Here is an 18606-nt window from a genome sequence, read left to right as displayed (position 1 = left end):
GTTCATCACCCGAGTAATGGCGATCACTTTAAGTAGTTCCTCGTAACTCAGGGTTGTTATCCGTGGGTGCGGTGGGTACTGTTTGTATCAACGCGGAACGACAAGATCGCTTCCGCGGGCAGACCTTGAAGGTCGCGACTCCAGGGGGGAGGAGTCGCAGACCGTTCCCAGAGCGAGGGTCGCCTCCGTACTTTGAGGGGGGATGCGGAGGCGACTCTCGCCACCTCGTCCGGGGCGGGACCACTTACCGGTGGTCCCGCCCCGTCGTTGTGCGCGGACCCCCGGGCCCGGGGGTCCGGCCGGCTCAGCCCATGGTCTTCCGCCCGTCCAGGGACTCCCGGATGATGTCGGCGTGACCACAGTGCTGGGCGGTCTCCCGGATCAGGTGCAACAGCACGTCACGCACGGTCCACTCGGCGTCCTCCGGGAACCACGGAGCCGCGGGCAGCTTGTTGGAGATCTCCAGGTCCGGCAGGGAGCGTACGTACTCCTCGGTGGCCCTCGCGGTCTTCGCGTAGTCGGCGAGCACTCCCTCCAGGGTCTCGTCGCCGACCAGCCGGAAGGTGTTCTCGTGGAAGTCGTAGGTCTCCTGGGCCTCGTAGTCGACCTCCACCGGGCCCTCCTCGATGAATCGGATCCACCCGAGTTCGGCCGTGCTCACGTGTTTGACCAGACCCGCCAGGTGCAGCACGCTCTTGGTCGTGCGCGTGGTGGCCTGTTCCTGGTCCAGACCCTCGATCGTGGTGAGCAGGAACGCGCGCTGTTGGGCGAGGAAGTCCAACAGCGCCTCCCGCTCCACGTCGACCTGGTCGTTCGTCCGGGTGATCGTCGCAGTCATGGGAACCCCTTCATCGTGTCCGTCTCGCCGAACTCGACACTAGAAAGCATGGCGGTCAGTTCCCGTCCGCGACTTCCGATGACCTCGGGACTTTCCTGGCACCGCCGAAAGCACTCCGGATAACCTGGCGGTCTGGCGACCCGGAGGATTCATGGCCCTGATTCCGCTCCAGTACCGACTCGACGGACCCGAACACGCGCCGGTGGTGCTGCTCGTGCCGCCGTTCGGCACCAAGATGTCGGTCTGGGAACCGCAGATGCCCGAACTCACCCTCAACCGTCGTGTGCTGCGGATCAACCACCGTGGCCACGGCCACTCACCGGCCCCGGACGGCCCCTGCAACATCGAGGACCTGGCCCTGGACGTGCTGGGGGTCCTGGAGGACCTGGGGGTCAGTCGGGTGTCCGCGGCCGGCGCCGGGTTCGGCGCTTCGCTCCTGCTGTGGATCGCGGCCAACTCCCCGCGCACGCTGGATCGACTCGTGCTCCTGGCGGCCGCGCCGCGCACGCCCGTCATGCACCGCTGGGACCGGGTCGCGGCCAGGGTGCGCACCGGCGGCATGGAGGCGGTCACCGCCGAGGTGGTGCTGCCGTGGTTCACCCCCGACCTCACCGACCAACGCCCCGAGGTCGCGGCCCGCTTCAGTGAGGACTTCGACGGGATCGACCCGGCCGCGTACGCCTCGATCTGCGACGCGATCCAGCGCATGGATCAGCGTCATCTGGTCCCGGGGGTGCGGGTGCCCACCACCGTCGTCTCCGCCGCGCACGATCCGCTGCTTCCGCCCGGGCACGGTCGCAGGCTCGCCGACGGGATCGCGGGGGCCCGCTTCGAGATGGTCTCCGGGGCCGCGCACCTTCTCGGCGTGGAGCGCGCCGATCGTATCAACGAACTGTTGGTGGAACACGTGGCCGCCTGAGGCGGCGCCCATCAGTCCTCGGGCAGGCTCACCTCGCTCACCGGCTCGGCCGGTTCCACCACCGGGATCAGCGGGCGGTTGATCTCCAGCAGGTAGCCGTCCGGGTCGCGGAAATGCGCCGCCCGGATGCCCCACGCCGTCCAGTCGCGCGGCTCCATCACCTGACGGGCGCCGTCGTTCACCAGGCGTTCCGCGGTTCCGTCGACGTCCTCGACCTCGAAGATCACCGCCAGTCGGTCCTGGTGGGGGAGTTCGGGGTCGGCGGTGTCGGTCTCCAGGGCCTCGGCCATGACCTCGCGCTGGTTGATGGCCAGGCGTGTCCCCGACTCCACGTCGAACTCGGCGTAGCGGCTGTTCTCGTCACCCCAAAGCACGGACAGGCCGAGAACGTCGGAGTAGAAGCGGAAGCAGGCCTCGTAGTCGTTAACGAGGAGCCTGATGTAGCTGCAGCGCATGGAGTCTCCTGCCGTGGCGGGGTGGGTCGTCGACACCATTCTCACGTCTGAGGGTGACGGATCACCGAGTATCCGTACCCGAATGTCGTGTGGCCGGATCCGGCCACACGACATCGCTCTCCCCCATCGACCTGTGATACCCGCCTCATGTCCCTTCCCGAAGCGACGTCGACGAGGACGCCCCGGAGACCGACCGAAGACTCAGAGGAAGGGGTCGGGGCCGGCCCAGCCGTAGGTGTCGCGCTGCCGGATCTCGGCCAGCTCCTCCTCGGACAGCACACGCGGGCGACCGATCTGGCGGGCCCGGAGGTAGGCGGCGCTCAGCCAGTCGAGCAGGCGCAGGTTCTCCAGGGCGTGCTCCAGGTCGCGACCCAGCGCCACGCCACCGTGTCCCGCCAGCAGCGCGGCGTCCCGTCCCTTGAGCGCCTTGACCGCCTGGTCGGCGATGTCACCACCGCCGTACGGCATGTACGGGGTGACGGCGACGGCTCCGCCCAGGCCGGCGGCGCGGTGGTGGATCGGGGGCAGCTCCACCTCGACGGTGGACACGGCCACGGCGTCGGCCGTGAACGCGTTGACCACGGCGGTGACGTCGCGGTCGTGGTCGGCGGCCTGACGGTGCACCGCCATGTGCAGGGTGGTCTCGGCGGCCGGATCGCGCCGACCTTCGAGCATCCGGTCGTCCAGGGACATGACCGGGCAGTCCTGGGGCTGGAGCTGGTCCAGTGGAACACCGTGCGGGGTGACGACCACCAGCTCGCCGCTGCGGACGCTGACGGTACCCGCTTCACCGGGGGCGACGCCCGGGTGCCGGGCGATGGAGCGTGCGGTCAGGCAGACGTCACGGCGTTCTTGTTCGAGCAGCATGCGTTCCTCGATGGGGTTCGCGGGCGGCGGTCGCACGGGGGACGACCCGGGCGAGCGGGACGAACCAACTTAGGTACACCTAATGTACGTCAAAATCTTGTCCTTGTATTCCCCGGGGCGGAGTGTCCCTTGCTCACGGCCTCGCTCGTCGACGTAGGTCTATGCCACAGGCCGGTGACCGAGGCCACTGATGGGCGTCCCCAACGGCACAGTGTGCGTTTTGCCTGTTCATCGGCCTTATGGGACGTTGTGGAAAGTGTCCTACGAAAGAGGTCGTTTGTGACTATCAATCCCGGGCAGATGGGCTCCGTGAACCAGACCAACGCAACCCTGCCGTCCGTGCCGTACCTGTCCGCCCCCGGGACGGCCACCGCCACCAGCCTGTACATCGACGGAGAGTGGCGCGCGGCGAAGAACGGACGGGTCCGGGAGATCCTGGATCCCGCCGACGCCTCCGTTCTGACCGTCGTCAGCGAAGGTGGCCGCGCCGACACCGAGGCGGCCATCGCCGCCGCCCGACGCGCCTTCGACACCGGGGAGTGGCGCCGCACCGACGCCGCCCACCGTGGCCGCGTCCTCGACGGGATCGCCGACCTGCTGCAGCGCGACCGCGAGGAGATCGCGGTCATGGAGTCCCTCGACACCGGCAAGACCATCGAAGAGGGAGGCATGGACGTCGACGACGTCACCGCCGTCTTCCGTTACTACGCCGGTCTGGCCGACAAGGACGCGGGCCGACTGGTCTCCGCGCCCGAGGGCGTGCACAGCAAGGTCGTGTACGAGCCCGTCGGCGTCTGCGGCATGATCACGCCGTGGAACTACCCGCTGCTCCAGCTCGCCTGGAAGATGGCCCCCGCCATCGCCGCCGGGAACACCATGGTGATCAAGCCCAGCGAGGTCACCCCCGTGACCACCGCCAAGCTGGTGGAACTGTCCACCGAGGCGGGCATCCCCGCGGGCGTGGTCAACCTGGTCCTGGGCAGCGGCCCCGAGGCCGGAGCGCCCCTGTCCGAGCACCCCGACGTCGACCTGATCTCCTTCACCGGTGGGCTGGTCACCGGGCGCCGGATCATGGCGGCGGCAGCCGAGACCGTCAAGAAGACCGCCCTGGAACTGGGCGGCAAGAACCCGAACATCATCTTCCCCGACGTCGACCTGGACACCGCCGTCGACTACGCGCTGAGCGCCGCGTTCTTCCACTCCGGGCAGGTGTGTTCGGCGGGTGCGCGCCTGATCGTGCACGACGACATCCACGACGCCTTCACCACCGAACTCGCCCGCCGGGCCGAGGCCATCCGCATCGGTCGTGGTCAGGACGAGGGCGTGCGCTGCGGCCCGCTGGTGTCCGCCGAACACCGCGCCAAGGTGGAGGGGTCCGTGGCCCGAGGCGTGGAGGAGGGCGCCCGGATCATCGCCGGTGGCAAGCGCCCCGACGACGCCGAACTGCGGGACGGCTACTTCTACCGCCCCACCGTGTTCGTGGACTGCGACCGCTCCATGGACATCGTTCAGACCGAGGTGTTCGGCCCGGTCGTGACCGTCGAACGCTTCGAGACCGAAGAGCAGGCGATCGAACTCGGCAACGACACCGACTACGGGCTCTCCGGCGGTGTGTGGACCGACGACACCGCCCGAGGCGAGCGTGTGGCCGCCGCCCTGCGCCACGGCACCGTGTGGATCAACGACTACGGCCCCTACTTCCCCGGAGCGGAGTGGGGCGGCTTCGGCCGCAGCGGCATCGGCCGTGAGCTGGGCCTGGCCGGACTCGACGAGTACCGCGAGGCCAAGCACGTATACCGCAACCTGGCCCCCGAACCACAGCGCTGGTTCGGCTGATCGACCTCACCCCGGTGGCTGAGGCCCCGGGACCACCGGCCACCCGTCGGCGCGGAACCGTCCGCCGCGTCGACGGGTGTCCCCTCGACGTTCGAAGAACAACCGAAGAACAACCGAAGACACCACCAACACAACACAGGTCGGTTTCCCCGGCATCCCCGCGAGAGACCAACGAGAGGAATCGGTCCGTGTCCGATCAGGAACACACCTACGACTACGTCATCGTCGGCGGTGGAACGGCGGGCTCGGTGATCGCGAATCGCCTCACCGAAGACCCCGGCACCAGCGTCTGCCTCATCGAGGGAGGCCCCGACGACCGCGACCTCGAACACGTGCTCCGGCTCCGTGACTGGCTGAGCGTCCTCGACGGCGAACTCGACTACGGCTACCGGACCACGGAGCAGCCCAACGGCAACTCCCACATCCTGCACTCGCGCGCCCGCGTACTGGGCGGCTGCTCCTCGCACAACACGCTGATCAGCTTCCGGCCGTTCGCCGAGGACCTCGACGAGTGGGTCGCCGCCGGCGCCGAGGGCTGGGACAACACCACCGTCCAGTCCTACGCCGACCGGATCAAGTGCAACATCATCCCGATCGCCGAGAAGGACCGCAACGCCATGGTCCAGGACTGGGTGTCCTCGGCCTCGGAGGCAGCGGGCGTCCCGGTCGTCGAGGACTTCAACGCCCTCACCTCGCACGGTGGCGGCTTCGCCGACGGCACCGGCTTCCTGTCCATCGCCTACGACCCCTACACCGGCTACCGGTCCTCCGCCTCGGTGGCGTACCTGCACCCCATCATGGACGTGCGCGAGAACCTGACCGTGCTGCTGGAGACCTGGGTCGACAAGGTCCTGTTCGACGGCGACCGTGCCACCGGCGTCAGCGCGACGACCAAGGAAGGCGAACGGATCACCGTCAACGCCCGCCACGAGGTCGTCCTCGCCGCCGGAGCCGTCGACAGCCCTCGTCTGCTGATGCTGTCCGGTATCGGCAGGGCCGAGGACCTGGAATCGGTCGGGATCACGCCCCACCACGACCTGGCCGGGGTGGGAGAGAACCTCCAGGACCACCCCGAGTCGATCATCATGTGGGAGACCAACGAGCGGGTCCCCGAGAACACCGTGATGGACTCCGACGCGGCCCTGTTCGTGCGCCGCGACGAGAGTGACCCGCGCCCCGACCTGATGTTCCACATCTACCAGATCCCCTTCGACGACAACACGAAGCGGCTGGGCTACGACTCGCCCGAGGACGGGTACGCGGTCTGCATGACCCCCAACATCCCGCGGTCTCGTTCCCGTGGGCGGCTCTACCTCACCTCCGACGACCCCAAGGTCCAGCCGGCCCTGGACTTCCGCTACTTCACCGACCCCGACGGCTACGACGAGCGGACCATCGTCGACGGGCTGAGGATCGCCCGCGAGGTCGCCGCCACCGAACCGTTCAAGTCCTGGATCAAGCGCGAGGTCGCCCCCGGCCCGAGCATCCAAAGCGATGAGGAACTGTCCGAGTACGGACGCCGCGCCGCCCACACCGTCTACCACCCGGCGGGCACCTGCCGGATGGGCGCGGCCGACGACGACGGAGCGGTCGTCGACCCCCGCTTGCGCGTCCGTGGACTCAAGGGGCTGCGCGTCGCCGACGCCTCGGTCTTCCCGACCCTGCCCACCCCCAACCCGATGGTCATGGTCCTCGCCCTGGGCGAGCGCGCCGCCGACCTGATCCGTCAGGACCGGTCGGCCGAGAAGGGGGAGAGCCGATGAGTACCCAGGCCACCGAAACGACACCGGACGCGGGTACCTCCGATGTGACCTTCTCGGTCCGCAACCTGTGGAAGATCTTCGGCAAGAACGCCGACAAGGTCATCGGCACCGACCTGGAACGCGCCGACCGGGACCGCATCAAGGAGGAGACCGGCTGCACCGTGGCGGTGCGCGACGTCTCCTTCGAGGTGCGTCCGGGTGAGATCTTCGTGGTGATGGGCCTGTCCGGGTCCGGTAAGTCCACGCTCATCCGCTGCCTGACCCGGCTGATCGAGCCCACGTCCGGTTCGGTGCGGCTGGACGGCGAGGACATCGAGCAGGCGAGCGACCAGCGCCTGCGCGAACTGCGCAGACACAAGATGGCGATGGTCTTCCAGCACTTCGGGCTCCTGCCCAACCGTCGGATCATCGACAACGTCGCCTACGGTCTCGAAGTGCGGGGGATGGCGCGCGAGGAACGCTACGCGCGAGCCCGCGAGATGATCGACATGGTCGGACTGTCCGGGTACGAGAACGCGCGCCCCGGCGAACTCTCCGGCGGCATGCAACAGCGCGTGGGTCTGGCCCGCGCCCTCGCCGTCGACCCGCAGGTCCTGCTGTTCGACGAGCCGTTCAGCGCGCTGGACCCGCTGATCCGTCGCGACATGCAGAACGAGGTCGTCCGGCTGCAACGTGAGCTGAACAAGACCTCGGTCTTCATCACCCACGACCTCCAGGAGGCGCTCAAGCTGGGCGACCGCATCGCCATCATGCGTGACGGCGAACTCGTCCAGGTCGGTACCCCCGAGGAGGTCGTGGGCCGCCCCGCCAACGCCTACGTCGCCGACTTCACCTCCGACGTCGCGCGCACCACCGTGCTCACCGCCCGGTGGCTGGTGCGCGACGCGTTCCCGGAGGAACGCACCGATGGGCCGACCACCGCGCCCGGCACCGTCCTGGCCGAGGTCCTGCCGATGCTCGCCGCCAGCACCGCTCCGGTCCGGGTCGTGGAGGGCGACACCCTCCTCGGTTACGTGGGCCGCGACGACGTGCTGCGCGCCATCGCCGAAGACCAGTTGCACGACGTGGACCAGGTGGCCGCGATCGTGGAGGAGACGGTCGAGGAGATCCCCCCGGGGGCCGTCGACCACGGCGACGTCACCTCGCCCGGGGACGGTGCGTGACATGGCCACGGTGACCGAACCGGCCGGCGCCGCGGCGACCGGCCCGACGGGTTCAGACAGGGGTTCCAAGGGCACCGGGGGGTGGTTGCGCGGCAGCGCGGTCCAGGCCCTCCTGGTGATCGTCGTACTCGTCGCCGGATACTGGGCGGCCCGCCTGATGGGCGACCCGTCCTGGGCGGGCGGTTTCCCGACGGCGATCGGCGACCGCTTCATGGCGTGGCTCGACGGGATCTACGCCTGGGTGGTCGAGAACCGCAACGACAGCCCGCTGTTCCTCTACTTCTTCAACTACGTCTCGGTGGGACTGGGGTCGGCGGTCGTGCTGATCAACCAGTTCCTGGACTTCCTCACCTGGGCGGGCGTGACCGCGCTCGGCCTGTTCGTCTCCTGGCGGTTCGCCGGGTGGCGGGTGGCGCTGCTGGTGCTGGCCACCTTCGCGGTGTTCGCGCTGACGGGTCTGTGGAACGAGTCGATGACGACGCTGTCGCTCATCGTCACGGCGGTCTTCATCGCCCTGCTGTTCGGCGTCCCGCTCGGCATCCTCGCCGGACGCAGCGAGGCGTTCTACCGAGGTCTGCGGCCGGTGCTGGACTTCATGCAGATCATGCCGGCGTTCGCCTACCTGCTGCCGTTCGTGCTGCTGTTCGGCATCGGCAACCCGGCGGCGGCCGTCGTCACCGCGGTGTACGCGCTCCCACCGGTCGCGCGGATCACGGCGCTGGCCATCCGTGAGGTTCCCAAGGGCGCGATCGAGGCGACCACGTCGCTGGGTTCCACGCCCTGGCAGATCCTCACCAAGGTGCAGTTGCCGTTGGCCAAGCGCACCATCCTGCTGGGCGTGAACCAGACCATCATGCTCGCGGTCTCCATGGTCGTGATCGCTTCGGTGATCGGCGCCGGCGGCCTGGGTGACGCCATCTACCAGGCCCTGTCCAAGGTCAACGTCGGGCAGGCGTTCCAGGCGGGTGTGGCGATCGTGATGCTGGCGATCGCGATGGACCGGGTCACGGGCGCGGTCGGCCACGGTACGCATGCCCCGAACCTCCCCGAGCGGTACCGGCTGCCGGTTTCGGCGATCGGTCTCGCCGTGATCATCATGGCGACCGCGGCCGGTCGACTCTTCGGGCTCGGAGGTTGGCCGCGCGACATGGCGGTCGACGTCGCGGCCCCGGTCAACGTCGTCTACGAGTGGATCCAGTCGACGATCGGCGGCTTCACCGCGGCATTGGGAACGTGGCTGTTGAACGGGGTGCTGAGCCCGCTCAGCGACCTGCTCACCGGGTCGCCCTGGTGGTTGGTGGTCCTGGCCGCCGCCGCGCTGGGTTGGATCTTCGCGGGTGGGCGCGTCGCCATCGTGTCCGCGGCGGCCTTCGTCGCCATCGGCCTGCTGGGTGTGTGGGACAACGCCATGGACACCCTGTCCCAGGTCCTGGTGGCGTCCGCGCTCACCATCGTGCTGGGCGTGGTCTTCGGTGTGCTGATGTCGCGCAACGACGTCTTCGCCGCGATCCTGCGGCCGATCCTGGACGCCATGCAGACCCTGCCGCCGTTCGTGTACCTGATCCCGGCGGTCGCACTGTTCACCATCGGTCGGGTCCCGGCCCTGGCGGCGGCGGTCGTCTTCGCGCTGCCGCCGGTGATCCGGCTGGTCAACGACGGAATCCGCGGGGTGCCGGCGGGCACCATCGAGGCGGCCGAGTCACAGGGTTCCACCAGGTGGCAGCTGCTCACCAAGGTGGAACTTCCCATGGCGCGCGGCTCGCTGCTGCTCGCCATCAACCAGGGCATCATCCTCGTGCTGTCCATGGTGGTCATGGGCGCGCTGGTGGGCGCCGGTTCGCTCGGCTTCGACGTGGTCTTCGGGCTCTCCCAGAACCTGCTCGGACTGGGTCTGGCCTCCGGCCTCGCCATCGTCTGCCTGGGACTGTTCCTGGATCGGGTCACGCAGGGAAGGAGGGCACACCGTGCCTAGGTTGCTGAGAAGGGACACCCTGCTCCGGTTGGCCGTGGTGGGGCTGGCGTTGGTGATGGTGAGCTCCTGCGCGGTGCGCACCGACCAGATCGCCAGGGACCCCAACACGGTGCGGATCGCCGTCAACGGTTGGGTCGGCTACGAGGCCAGCGCCGTGGTGCTGGAGCACGTCCTCAAGGAGGAGATGGGCTACCAGGTACAGCTGGTCCGGTTGGAGGAACAGCCCTCGTGGCAGGCCCTCGACCAGGGGGTCCTGGACGTGATCCTGGAGAACTGGGGACACGAGGACCTGTACGAGCTGTACGGCCCCGAGGGCAACGACACCGTCGTGGACGGTGGGTCCACCGGCAACGACGGTGTGATCGGTTGGTACATGCCCGCCTACGTGGCGGAGGAGTACCCCGAGATCACCACGCTGGAGGGGATCAAGGAGCACGCCGAGATCTTCCGGACCGCCGAGACCGGTGACAAGGGCGAGTTCCTGGGTGGTTCGCCCGGCTTCGCCACCCAGGACCAGGGGATGATCAACGCCTTCGACCTGGACATCGAGATCGTCTACGCCGGTTCCGAGGCGTCCCAGGTCACCGAGGTGCGGCGCCGGTACGCCAACGAGGAACCGGTCCTGTTCTACTTCAACGAACCGCAGTGGCTGCAACAGGAACTGGACCTGGTCAAGGTCGACTTCCCGGACTACTACGACGGTTGTGACGCCGACCTGGAGTTCGTGGACTGCGACTACCCGCTCTACGACCTGAACAAGATCTTCCGCAAGGGCTTCGTCGAGGACGGGGGCGACGCCTACCGGTTCCTGGACGACTGGCACTGGACCAACGCCGACCAGAACGAGGTCGCGGCGATGATCGCCGACGAGGGGCTGGACCCGTCGGAGGCCGCGGAGATCTGGGTGGACGAGAACCCGGACGTGTGGCGGGAGTGGCTCCCCGAGGGCTACGAGACCCGCTGATCACACGCGACACCGGGAGGGGGTGGAGGCCGACCGATCTCCACCCCCTCCCATTGTTCCGGGAAAAGTGCTACCCGGTTGCTACTTTTCGTCTACCGTGGAGGTATGTCCGCTGAGAAGCTTTCCGTGTCCCTTGAGTCCGAGACCGTCGAACGTGCTCGCCGTGCGGCCGCGCGCGAAGGCATCCCCCTCTCCAGATGGCTGAACAAGGCCGCGGTCAGAGAAGCGGATCTCGCTGAGGCACAGGCGGCCTTGGAAGCGCACTTCGCCGAACACGGCGAACCCTCACCTGAGGAAAGGGCCGAGGCGAGGGCCGACCTGGAGGCTTCTGGTGTCGGCGGACCCATTCCGTTGGATGAGGTCGAGGCCGGCGAGGAAGCCTTGGCGCATTTGGACCGTGTGAGCGAGGTGGCCGAGGAATGACGGTACTGCGTCCCCGAGGCCTGATCCTCGATGCGGGAGCTCTCCTCCAAGCGGAGGCCAAGCCCAAGGGAAGTGTATGGACCTACTGTCTCCAGGAGGTCGGGGCCGGGCGTCGACCACTTCTGCCGGCCACCGTTCTGGCGCAGGTATGGCGTGAAGGGGCTCGCCAAGCGGTTATGGCCCGCTTGGTGAAGGTCTGCGAGGTAGTGCCCTTCGACGAAGTCGCGGCCAAGCGCGTCGGCGCCCTACTCGGTGCGTCGGCGACCAGTGATGTGGTGGACGCGATGGTGGTGTTGACCGCCATCAGGACGCGGTTCACAGTGGTCACCTCCGACCCGGGGGACATCTCCGAGATCGCTGCCTTCGTCAACTATCGGGTCCCCCTGATCACGGTCTGACACAGGGTGCCGAGGGCGGGGCCGATCGGTCCCGCCCTCGGTCGTGGCCCCTTGCTCCGTGGGGTGGTAGAGGTGAGAATCCCTCATGCCCTCGCCCTTCCACGGAGTGGATCCGCATGCACCAGGGACGACTGGTCACGATGCTCGGCACGGTCCTGCTCTTGGACGTACTCCGGGTCTTCCTGCCCTCGCTGATCACGCTCTTCGGGCAGGCCGGTGCCACCGGGCCCGCGCTCATGGGCGCGTTCGCCCTCGTCTGGTTCCTGGCGCCCTTCCCGTTCGTGTACCTGGCCCGATGGGTGCCGTCCCTGGGATTGGCACTGTCGGCGGGCGGGTTGCTCGCGGTCGGCCGGGTGGTGCTCCAGGCCACCGAGGGCGGTGGACCGCAGATGTACCTGGCCTCGTCCCTGGTCGGCCTGGGCGTGGTGGGACTGGTGTGCACCGTGATGGCGACGGTGACCGACGGCCGGGTGAGCGCGCTCGGGGTGATGACCGGGGTCGTCGCCGGGGTGGCGGCGTCGGCCGCGCTGCACACGGTGCTCGGCACCTTGGACCCGCTGTGGCGGGACGGCGTGCTCGTCTGGGTCGGTGTGTCGCTTCTGGCGGTGACCTACCTCGGCGCCTCGATTCGCGCCTGGCGGGCCACCTCGGTCCCACCGATGCCGACCCCGCCCCGGAGTTGGCTCGCCCTGGGGCCGCTGCTCTTCCTCTCCGGTCTGTACACCGCGAACCCGGCGGTGGCCGAGACGATCGGTGGGACCCCCTACGCGGCGTCCGCCCTCGCGGTGGTCGCCGTGGCCTCCATCGCCGTGGCCGCCCACCCGAGATGGGTCTCCCCGAACCCCCACCCGCCCTTGGCGGTACTGCTCGCGGCCCTGGCCACCCTGGCGTTCGCCGCACACCTGCCCGGCGACGCGTCGGGGGCACTGCCGGCCTGGACCCTGATCGCCCCGCTGCTCGGACAACTCGCCCTGGCGGCCTGCGCGGGATGGGCCGCCACGGACACCGTCACGGCGGCCTCACCGACTCGCACCGGTGTCCTCGCCACCCTGGGGCTGTTGGGCTTCGTGGTGCTGGTGTTCGCCTTCTACGCCGCCTACGACCTGCACGTCACCAACACCTACGTGCCGTTCGCCGCCCTGCTCCTGCTCGCCGTGGCGGTCCTGCCCCGCATGGGACGCGCGGTGCCGCCACCACCCGAACACGTGCTCCCGGCGACCGCCGTCGCGGCCGTGCTCACCCTCGTCGTCACGATCGCCGCGCCCCTGGCCCGACCGGAGGCCGACGCACCCCGACCCTCCACCGACGGTCTACGCGTGGCCGCCTACAACGTACGCATGGGGTTCGGGATGGATGGACGTTTCTCCGTCGCCGAACAGGCCGACACCCTGCGCGAACTCGACGCCGACGTGATCGCGCTGAGCGAGGTGGACCGCGGATGGTTGCTCAACGGTGGCCATGACGGGCTGTCCCTGCTCGCCGCGGACCTGGGCATGACCGCCTACTGGGGCCCCGCCGACGGCCCGTTCTGGGGCGACGCGGTGCTCACGAACCTTCCGGTCTCCTCGGTGCGCGGACACGTTCTGCCCGAGAGCGGCCCCACCGGCGCACAGGCCTTGGAGGTCGCCGTCGACCACGACGGCACCGAGGTCACCGTGGTCTCCACGCACCTGCAACCCGAGGGCTACGACCTGGGGAATCGCACCGCCCGGGAACAGCTGGACGCGCTCTTCGACATCGCGGCGAGCGCCCACGAACGAGGGACACCGGTGGTGGTCGCCGGGGACCTCAACTTCGAACCCGAGGAACTGCCACTGGGGGAGGACTTCCACGACGCCTTCGCCGACGTGCGCCCGTTCCCCACCATGGCCGCCGACACCCGCTCCGAGCAGCAGATCGACCACATCCTCGTCACCGAGGAACTGACCACGAGCGACCCGGCCAACCCGGACGTGCCCCACTCCGACCACCGCCCCGTCGCCGTCACCCTCACCCACCGGCCGGAAGGATGAGAACGACCCCGGGGCGGATGCTCCGGGGTCGGGACCGTCAGTGGCTCGGGCGTTCGTAGTGCAGGCGCCTGCTCACCCAGTAGACGTTGACGCAGGCGGCGACGAACCCGGCGCCCAGGAGCACCACCAACCAGGTCTCGTCGGTCCAGAGCATGGCGGCCGCCGTTCCCAGCAGCAACACCAGAGCCCCGAACACGGCCAGGATCAGCCGAAAACCCAGGGCACTGGCCGGGCGGTCGTGACTCCCGAGAGCGCCCCTCAGCCTTCCGCGTCTGGCGCGTTCCATGTGCGTCCACCTCCTCCCCACAGTCCTACCCCAGCGGCCCGAGACCTTAGCCCCGGGGGCGGCGACGGAGGGAGGCCAGAACCACCGCGCTCCAGGAACGAGAGCGAGAGTTTTCGGAGAATCCAAGCAGAAGCGGGCCGGGCACCTGGAACGGGCGGTGGCCGATGCCGGCGGCCCCGAGGAATTCGAGGCCGGTGTGGGACGTCTCCGTGACCGGGCACAGGCGTGGCGCCTGATGGAGATGCGTAAGCACCGAGGACTGAACCAGGCTCAGGTGGCGGAGCGGATGGGGATCTCCGTCGCCCGAATCTCGCAGATCGAGGCCGGGGACGTCTCCACCCGTGACGTACTCGACCGCTACGTCTCGGCGCTCGGTGGCACGTTGATGATCATCGCGGACTTCGGCGATGAGCAACTGAAGGTCGGCTGAGGCTCCGGGAACGGCGAAAGGGGGCGCCCCGGCCGGGACGCCCCCTCGATCACGTTGAAGTGCTACACGCCGTCCATCACGGCGGGAATGGCCGCCTCGTAGGAGGTGCGCAGGTCCGTCAGAGCGACCTCGACGACGCCTCCCGGGTGCGTCACCGTGAGGCTGTCACCGCCGACCGTGCCGATCTGGGTGACCGGGACGCCGTGTTCGCCGGCCAAGGCCACGAACTCCTCCTCCCTCCTCCTGGCCGGGCTCGACCGCGACGATCGCGCGGGCGCCCGACTCGCTGAACAGCTCCGTGAAGGCGTCACCGTCCAGTTCCACGCGCAGACCCTTGCCGCCGCGCAGCGCCGACTCGGCCAGCGCGACGCCCAGGCCGCCTTCGGTCTGGACAGGGTCATGACATCCTCGTCATAGAGGACCGTCATGTCGACGGAGATCGGCAGCACAGCGATCTCAGCTCTCATCCGCCTTCCGGAACCGATCCCAGATCGGACATCGCCGTGGGCCTTTCGGAGTGATGGGTGCCGTAGTCTCAGCAGTCCTCTCTCGCCTTCACCATGGCCCCGACCTCCCTCTTATTGGAGGGCCACTAGGTGTTCGACCGTGTCGATGCCCGTCGAACGTTCCACGGGAACGTACACGAGCACTGCCCCGGGTACGGCAAGGAGCCGTCCCGGGTCGAGGTTGCTCGCCGTCTCGGTGATGGTCGCGTCGATGACTTCGGTACCACCCTCGCCGTCCCATGGGGTCAGGAGGACGTTGATGGCGTCTTCGGGCGTACCTCGTTCCATGTCGATGCCGAGCAGGTGTTCGGGCAGGCCCACGGCGCTCTCCGGGGTGTCCGCGGGCAGACGGTTGTCGGAAACCGTGACGGTGGCGGTCACCTCGCCGTCGAAGGTTCGAAGCTCATGAGTCGGGTCCTCGGCCAGGGGGTCCGGGCCGGCTAGGTACCCGTCCTCGTGGACCGACAGGACCGGTTTCGGCGACTCGGCGATGGTGGTGCCGTCGGTGGGATCAATGATCAGCCATCCTTCCTCACCGGGAAGGTCGGCGGCCAAGGCGTTCTGGAACATGTTAGTCTGCGCCATCCCCAGGCCCTCGGTGTCCTCGGACTCCACACGCCACAGCTCTTGGCCCTCGGCCGGATCCAGTGCGACCAAGGCATTGATGGTGTCGGGGGCAGGAGCGCGAAGCGCACCCTCCGAGGTGTCCTCCGAACAGTGCAGCAAAAGGACGATCGCGTCGCTGTGATGCGAGGTGGAGATCTGACGGGTCGGTCCACCGTCAGAGCAGGTTTGCGGGGTTTCTTGGCTCCACAGGGTCTCTCCGGTCTCCAGGTCGCTCACCTCAAAGAGGGCCTCGGTCGCCTCGCCTCGCCGGTGTAGTAGGCGACCTCCGTCCAGCAGACGGGCGTCACCACCGCCCTCGACGTCCTCGGCCAGGGACGCGCCGGTCGCGGTGTCCATCAGGATGTCCGGTTCATCCATGGCCGTCACCAAGACGTTCGTCCCAGAAGGAGAGAACGAGGTGGAGAACCCCTCGGCGCCGGGGACCCGGTATCGCCACAGTTCGTCACCGGTGTCACCCCGCAGCCCGACAAGTCCGTCCGCCAGTTCGATCACGGCGCCGACGGGGCCAGGGTGCACCTCCGTGACCCGCTCGCCCTCGCCGGGCCGCCACTCCCAACCGATTCCACTCACGGAGGAGACCGCGTCTGGAGCCGATATCCCCTCCTCGGCGACGTTGTGGTCGGCGCTCGGCTGTGGGCCGTGACTCTCCTCCTGGGAGGGGGAGCAGGCCGACATCATCATTGCCAGACAGACGGCGGAAACAGCCAGGTTTCTTCGATTTCTCACGTCGTGCATCTTTCGTCACGTAGGGGTCGTGTGAGGAAGGCGCCCTACTAGGTCCGTGAGTCGAGGGCCTCCCTGCCCGCCATGTTGAAACGACTGAAATCACTGATGACCGTGTTTCCCAGTTCGTTCTCGGCACCAGGCCATTTCTCGTCTCTGAGATCGCCGTAGATGCTGTCGATGGCTTCCTGGTAAGCCGTCGCGTCGAAGGAGGACTCACCCTCACCCTCCATCCAGAGATGGGGGTTCAGGCTGATCTCGCCGGTACCGGGGTCGCGCAGGTAGTCGACTTCTTCACCGAAGGTGTGTTCTCCGCTGTTCTCCACCGCCATCGCTGCGTGGATCGTCGCCCGGTTGTCCAGAGACACGGAGGAGAAGTCAGAACTCGTATCCCTCGCTACATCGATATGGTCCGTGGCCAGAACCTCCTTGAAGCCCTGCTTCATCACCTCACTGACCGTGCTGACCCCGGGGGCAGGGATCTCATTGAAAATCGCTGCGGTCATGTCGACGGAGTTGTTTGCCACCTGGTTCTTGTAGTCGATGGCGCTGTTGGTGGCGTCCAAGCGATTTTGATGTTCGTTCTCGATGGCCTCCTCGATGAGCGCGTCGAAGATACCCGCAGCCCTGGGTTCGGAGACATCGGGCGGGTACTCGGCGAAGTACGTTGAGGCCGCTTCCTCCGTTCGGAAGAACGACGCGGTTTCCAGTCTGGTCGCGGCGTCTTCACTCCCTACGATGTACTCCGCGAAGGCTAGCCGTGTCATCGGGTCGAGCTGAATCACCCCATCCCCCAAGTACTCGTTGTCCACCGCGTAGATCTCCGGGTCTTGTTCCCCGTCGTCATTGAAGTTGAATCCGGCGACGCTCTCCATCGATTCGATGTTGTTGAGGAAGAGGTTCGTGAAGGAACCGGCAATCTCCGGGTTCAAATGTGTGAAAGACACGTTCTCCCAGGTGACATCATTCTCTTCGCCCTCGATGCTGTGTCCGGTCTCGCCAAGTCGCTCTTGCATTTCCGGAGTGGTGATGGTGTCCACGAGTGCGAGGAAGGCTTCGGATCCCTGGTCGACCTTGTCCGGGTCGTCGCTGTTCTGGAAGTCCTCGATCCAGTCGGTGAGGCCGGCCACAGCGCGACCGTCATCGTTCCAGTCGAACGTGTACAGGTCGGTGAGGATTTGCTCGGAGTCTCGTCCGTTGGGCTCGGAACCATTAGTGAGGAGGGAGTGGTTGGCATCCTCGTTGGCCGTAGAGAACCCGAGCAGTCTCGCCATGGTTGTCTGTTCCTGCTCGTCCGGACTGTAGGTGACGGTCAGGTCGTTGCGGTTGTGCTCGCTGGGAAGGGCACCCGCCACCTCGCTCACCGCGGCGGTGAACTTGAGGGAGGTCTCCTCACCGAGTTCCATCGGCGTCCCGTTGGGGTGACGTGCTCCATCGAGTAGGTAAGTCAGTCCGGCGGCGTCCTCTAGCCACCGCTCGTAGCCGGTGCTCGACCGCCCCGGGCCGCCGATGAAGTAACCCGAGCCCGCACTGAACCCTTCGGAGAGGTTCCGGACGCTCTCCGGGAGACGGTCATGCCCGCCACCGGTGGAGGGATGGGACAGAGCCACGATCGACATGCCCAACATCGCGGCGATCTCTTGCTGCTGCGAGGCGCTGGGTTCACCGCGAAAACCATCGTCATGCAGGTCCAACATGACGTCGTCGGTGCCGTTGAGCACGGCTTCCAAGAAGTCCAACTCACTATCGGAGAGTTCCTCGCCGTTCTGCGCCGCGTTGGCCGCCCTCTCGGACAAGGCGAGTGCCGCGTCGTGCAGTTCGTCGTAGTTCCCGCCGTAGTCACCGCTCCTGATCCGCTCGGCGAGGTCCTCACCTGCCGTCTCGTCATAGGGGTAGTACTCGTGCTCACCCGTCACGGCGAAGGGAGCCATGCCCAAGTGGCCCGCCTCTATCAGTTTGCGCACGGTCTCGGGTGTCGGGCCGTCGGCGAGCATGTCCGAGCAGGCATCGGAATATTCTTCCAATTTCTCATAGGCAATCCGAGCCTGACTGTTGTGCGAGGCCTCGATCGCGGTGTAGGCGGTGAAATCGTCGATTCCGGTGACCGCCGCGTTGAATTCGGTCTCGATCTCATCGATGCGGTTTCGATACCATTGAACGTCCGAGATCCATTGATCGATGACCCCGTGCACGCAGATACAGGCCATTATCGCGCTTTGCCAGGCTTCCTGATTCTCTGTCGCCACAGTTCGAATCGAGTCGCTGATGAGATCGGTAAACTCGGTCGCGGTGGTGTCCACGATGTCGTTGTACTGTACGGTGTCGCCCCGCAGTTTGGTGTAGATGCGGTTCAGATCCATACGGGCGGAGATGAGGCCTGACAGGTTCGCGTCATCTTCGGTGTAGCTGAAACCCATGATCGCT

The 18606-nt window shown here is 67.5% G+C and carries 16 protein-coding genes and 1 pseudogene; 10 read left to right on the top strand and 7 right to left on the bottom strand.

The genetic code is table 11. The features are described from left to right. Positions 1–304: 304 nt before the first annotated feature. Entirely contained in the window at positions 305–838 is a 534-nt protein-coding gene (locus ACWGKS_RS15530) for a DinB family protein (RefSeq protein ID WP_358514488.1), read from the bottom strand. 151 nt (positions 839–989) lie between these two features. Here ACWGKS_RS15530 and ACWGKS_RS15525 point away from each other — a divergent pair, with 151 nt between their 5' ends. Next, positions 990–1757, top strand: coding sequence for an alpha/beta fold hydrolase (locus ACWGKS_RS15525; protein WP_452522935.1), 768 nt, complete (start codon positions 990–992; stop codon positions 1755–1757). A gap of 11 nt (positions 1758–1768) precedes the next feature. Here ACWGKS_RS15525 and ACWGKS_RS15520 read toward each other — a convergent pair whose 3' ends face one another. Together ACWGKS_RS15520 and ACWGKS_RS15515 are read right to left on the bottom strand one after the other, a co-directional pair. Beyond that, the gene (locus tag ACWGKS_RS15520; protein WP_358514484.1) at positions 1769–2212 is read right to left on the bottom strand and encodes a VOC family protein; all 444 of its coding nucleotides are present in this window, start codon (positions 2210–2212) and stop codon (positions 1769–1771) included. Positions 2213–2413: 201 nt separating this feature from the next. Next, positions 2414–3079, bottom strand: coding sequence for a class II aldolase/adducin family protein (locus tag ACWGKS_RS15515; RefSeq protein WP_452522933.1), 666 nt, complete (start codon positions 3077–3079; stop codon positions 2414–2416). Positions 3080–3379: 300 nt separating this feature from the next. Here ACWGKS_RS15515 and ACWGKS_RS15510 point away from each other — a divergent pair, with 300 nt between their 5' ends. The 8 genes from ACWGKS_RS15510 (at position 3380) to ACWGKS_RS15475 (ending at position 13610) form a co-directional block, all read left to right on the top strand. Then, entirely contained in the window at positions 3380–4915 is a 1536-nt protein-coding gene (locus ACWGKS_RS15510; protein ID WP_452522961.1) for an aldehyde dehydrogenase family protein, read from the top strand. A gap of 188 nt (positions 4916–5103) precedes the next feature. Further along, positions 5104–6678, top strand: a complete 1575-nt coding sequence (locus ACWGKS_RS15505) for a GMC family oxidoreductase (protein WP_358504021.1) — start codon at positions 5104–5106, stop codon at positions 6676–6678. Then, positions 6675–7841 (top strand): quaternary amine ABC transporter ATP-binding protein, encoded by a 1167-nt coding sequence (locus tag ACWGKS_RS15500; protein WP_358504018.1) that lies wholly within the window; start codon positions 6675–6677, stop codon positions 7839–7841. Before ACWGKS_RS15505 ends, ACWGKS_RS15500 begins: the two co-directional genes overlap by 4 nt. Before the next feature lies 1 nt (position 7842). Next, complete coding sequence (locus tag ACWGKS_RS15495; protein WP_452522930.1) at positions 7843–9813, top strand: ABC transporter permease; 1971 nt, start codon at positions 7843–7845, stop codon at positions 9811–9813. Next, the gene (locus tag ACWGKS_RS15490; protein ID WP_358504012.1) at positions 9806–10777 is read left to right on the top strand and encodes a glycine betaine ABC transporter substrate-binding protein; all 972 of its coding nucleotides are present in this window, start codon (positions 9806–9808) and stop codon (positions 10775–10777) included. The genes ACWGKS_RS15495 and ACWGKS_RS15490 overlap by 8 nt, the downstream gene beginning before the upstream one ends. A gap of 105 nt (positions 10778–10882) precedes the next feature. Continuing rightward, complete coding sequence (locus tag ACWGKS_RS15485; RefSeq protein WP_358504009.1) at positions 10883–11200, top strand: hypothetical protein; 318 nt, start codon at positions 10883–10885, stop codon at positions 11198–11200. 206 nt (positions 11201–11406) lie between these two features. Then, the gene (locus ACWGKS_RS15480) at positions 11407–11598 is read left to right on the top strand and encodes a hypothetical protein (RefSeq protein WP_358504006.1); all 192 of its coding nucleotides are present in this window, start codon (positions 11407–11409) and stop codon (positions 11596–11598) included. A gap of 116 nt (positions 11599–11714) precedes the next feature. After that, positions 11715–13610 carry an endonuclease/exonuclease/phosphatase family protein gene (locus ACWGKS_RS15475; protein ID WP_452522928.1) on the top strand — a complete coding sequence of 632 codons (1896 nt, stop codon included), beginning with the start codon at positions 11715–11717 and terminating at the stop codon, positions 13608–13610. A 37-nt stretch (positions 13611–13647) separates the two neighbouring features. Here the strand turns inward: ACWGKS_RS15475 and ACWGKS_RS15470 are convergent, their stop codons facing one another. Continuing rightward, positions 13648–13896, bottom strand: a complete 249-nt coding sequence (locus tag ACWGKS_RS15470) for a hypothetical protein (RefSeq protein WP_358504000.1) — start codon at positions 13894–13896, stop codon at positions 13648–13650. Positions 13897–14053: 157 nt separating this feature from the next. Between ACWGKS_RS15470 and ACWGKS_RS15465 the strand changes: the two genes are divergently transcribed. Further along, on the top strand, positions 14054–14326 hold the full coding sequence (locus tag ACWGKS_RS15465) for a helix-turn-helix domain-containing protein (RefSeq protein WP_358503997.1): 273 nt from the start codon (positions 14054–14056) through the stop codon (positions 14324–14326). 62 nt (positions 14327–14388) lie between these two features. On the opposite strand, the pseudogene ACWGKS_RS15460 reads toward ACWGKS_RS15465, so the two are convergent. The 3 genes and pseudogenes from ACWGKS_RS15460 to ACWGKS_RS15450 form a co-directional block, all read right to left on the bottom strand. Then, positions 14389–14713, bottom strand: a pseudogene (locus tag ACWGKS_RS15460) (AIR synthase-related protein); the annotation flags it as partial. 191 nt (positions 14714–14904) lie between these two features. Then, on the bottom strand, positions 14905–16185 hold the full coding sequence (locus tag ACWGKS_RS15455; RefSeq protein ID WP_452455374.1) for an outer membrane protein assembly factor BamB family protein: 1281 nt from the start codon (positions 16183–16185) through the stop codon (positions 14905–14907). Between the two features lie 47 nt (positions 16186–16232). After that, on the bottom strand, positions 16233–18599 hold the full coding sequence (locus ACWGKS_RS15450; RefSeq protein ID WP_452455375.1) for a TPR repeat region-containing protein: 2367 nt from the start codon (positions 18597–18599) through the stop codon (positions 16233–16235). Positions 18600–18606 lie beyond the last annotated feature (7 nt).

It is taken from the genome of Nocardiopsis sp. NPDC055879 (assembly GCF_053615935.1).
The sequence above is the reverse complement of the archived record's forward strand: the minus strand, read 5'-3'. Positions and strand labels throughout refer to the sequence as shown.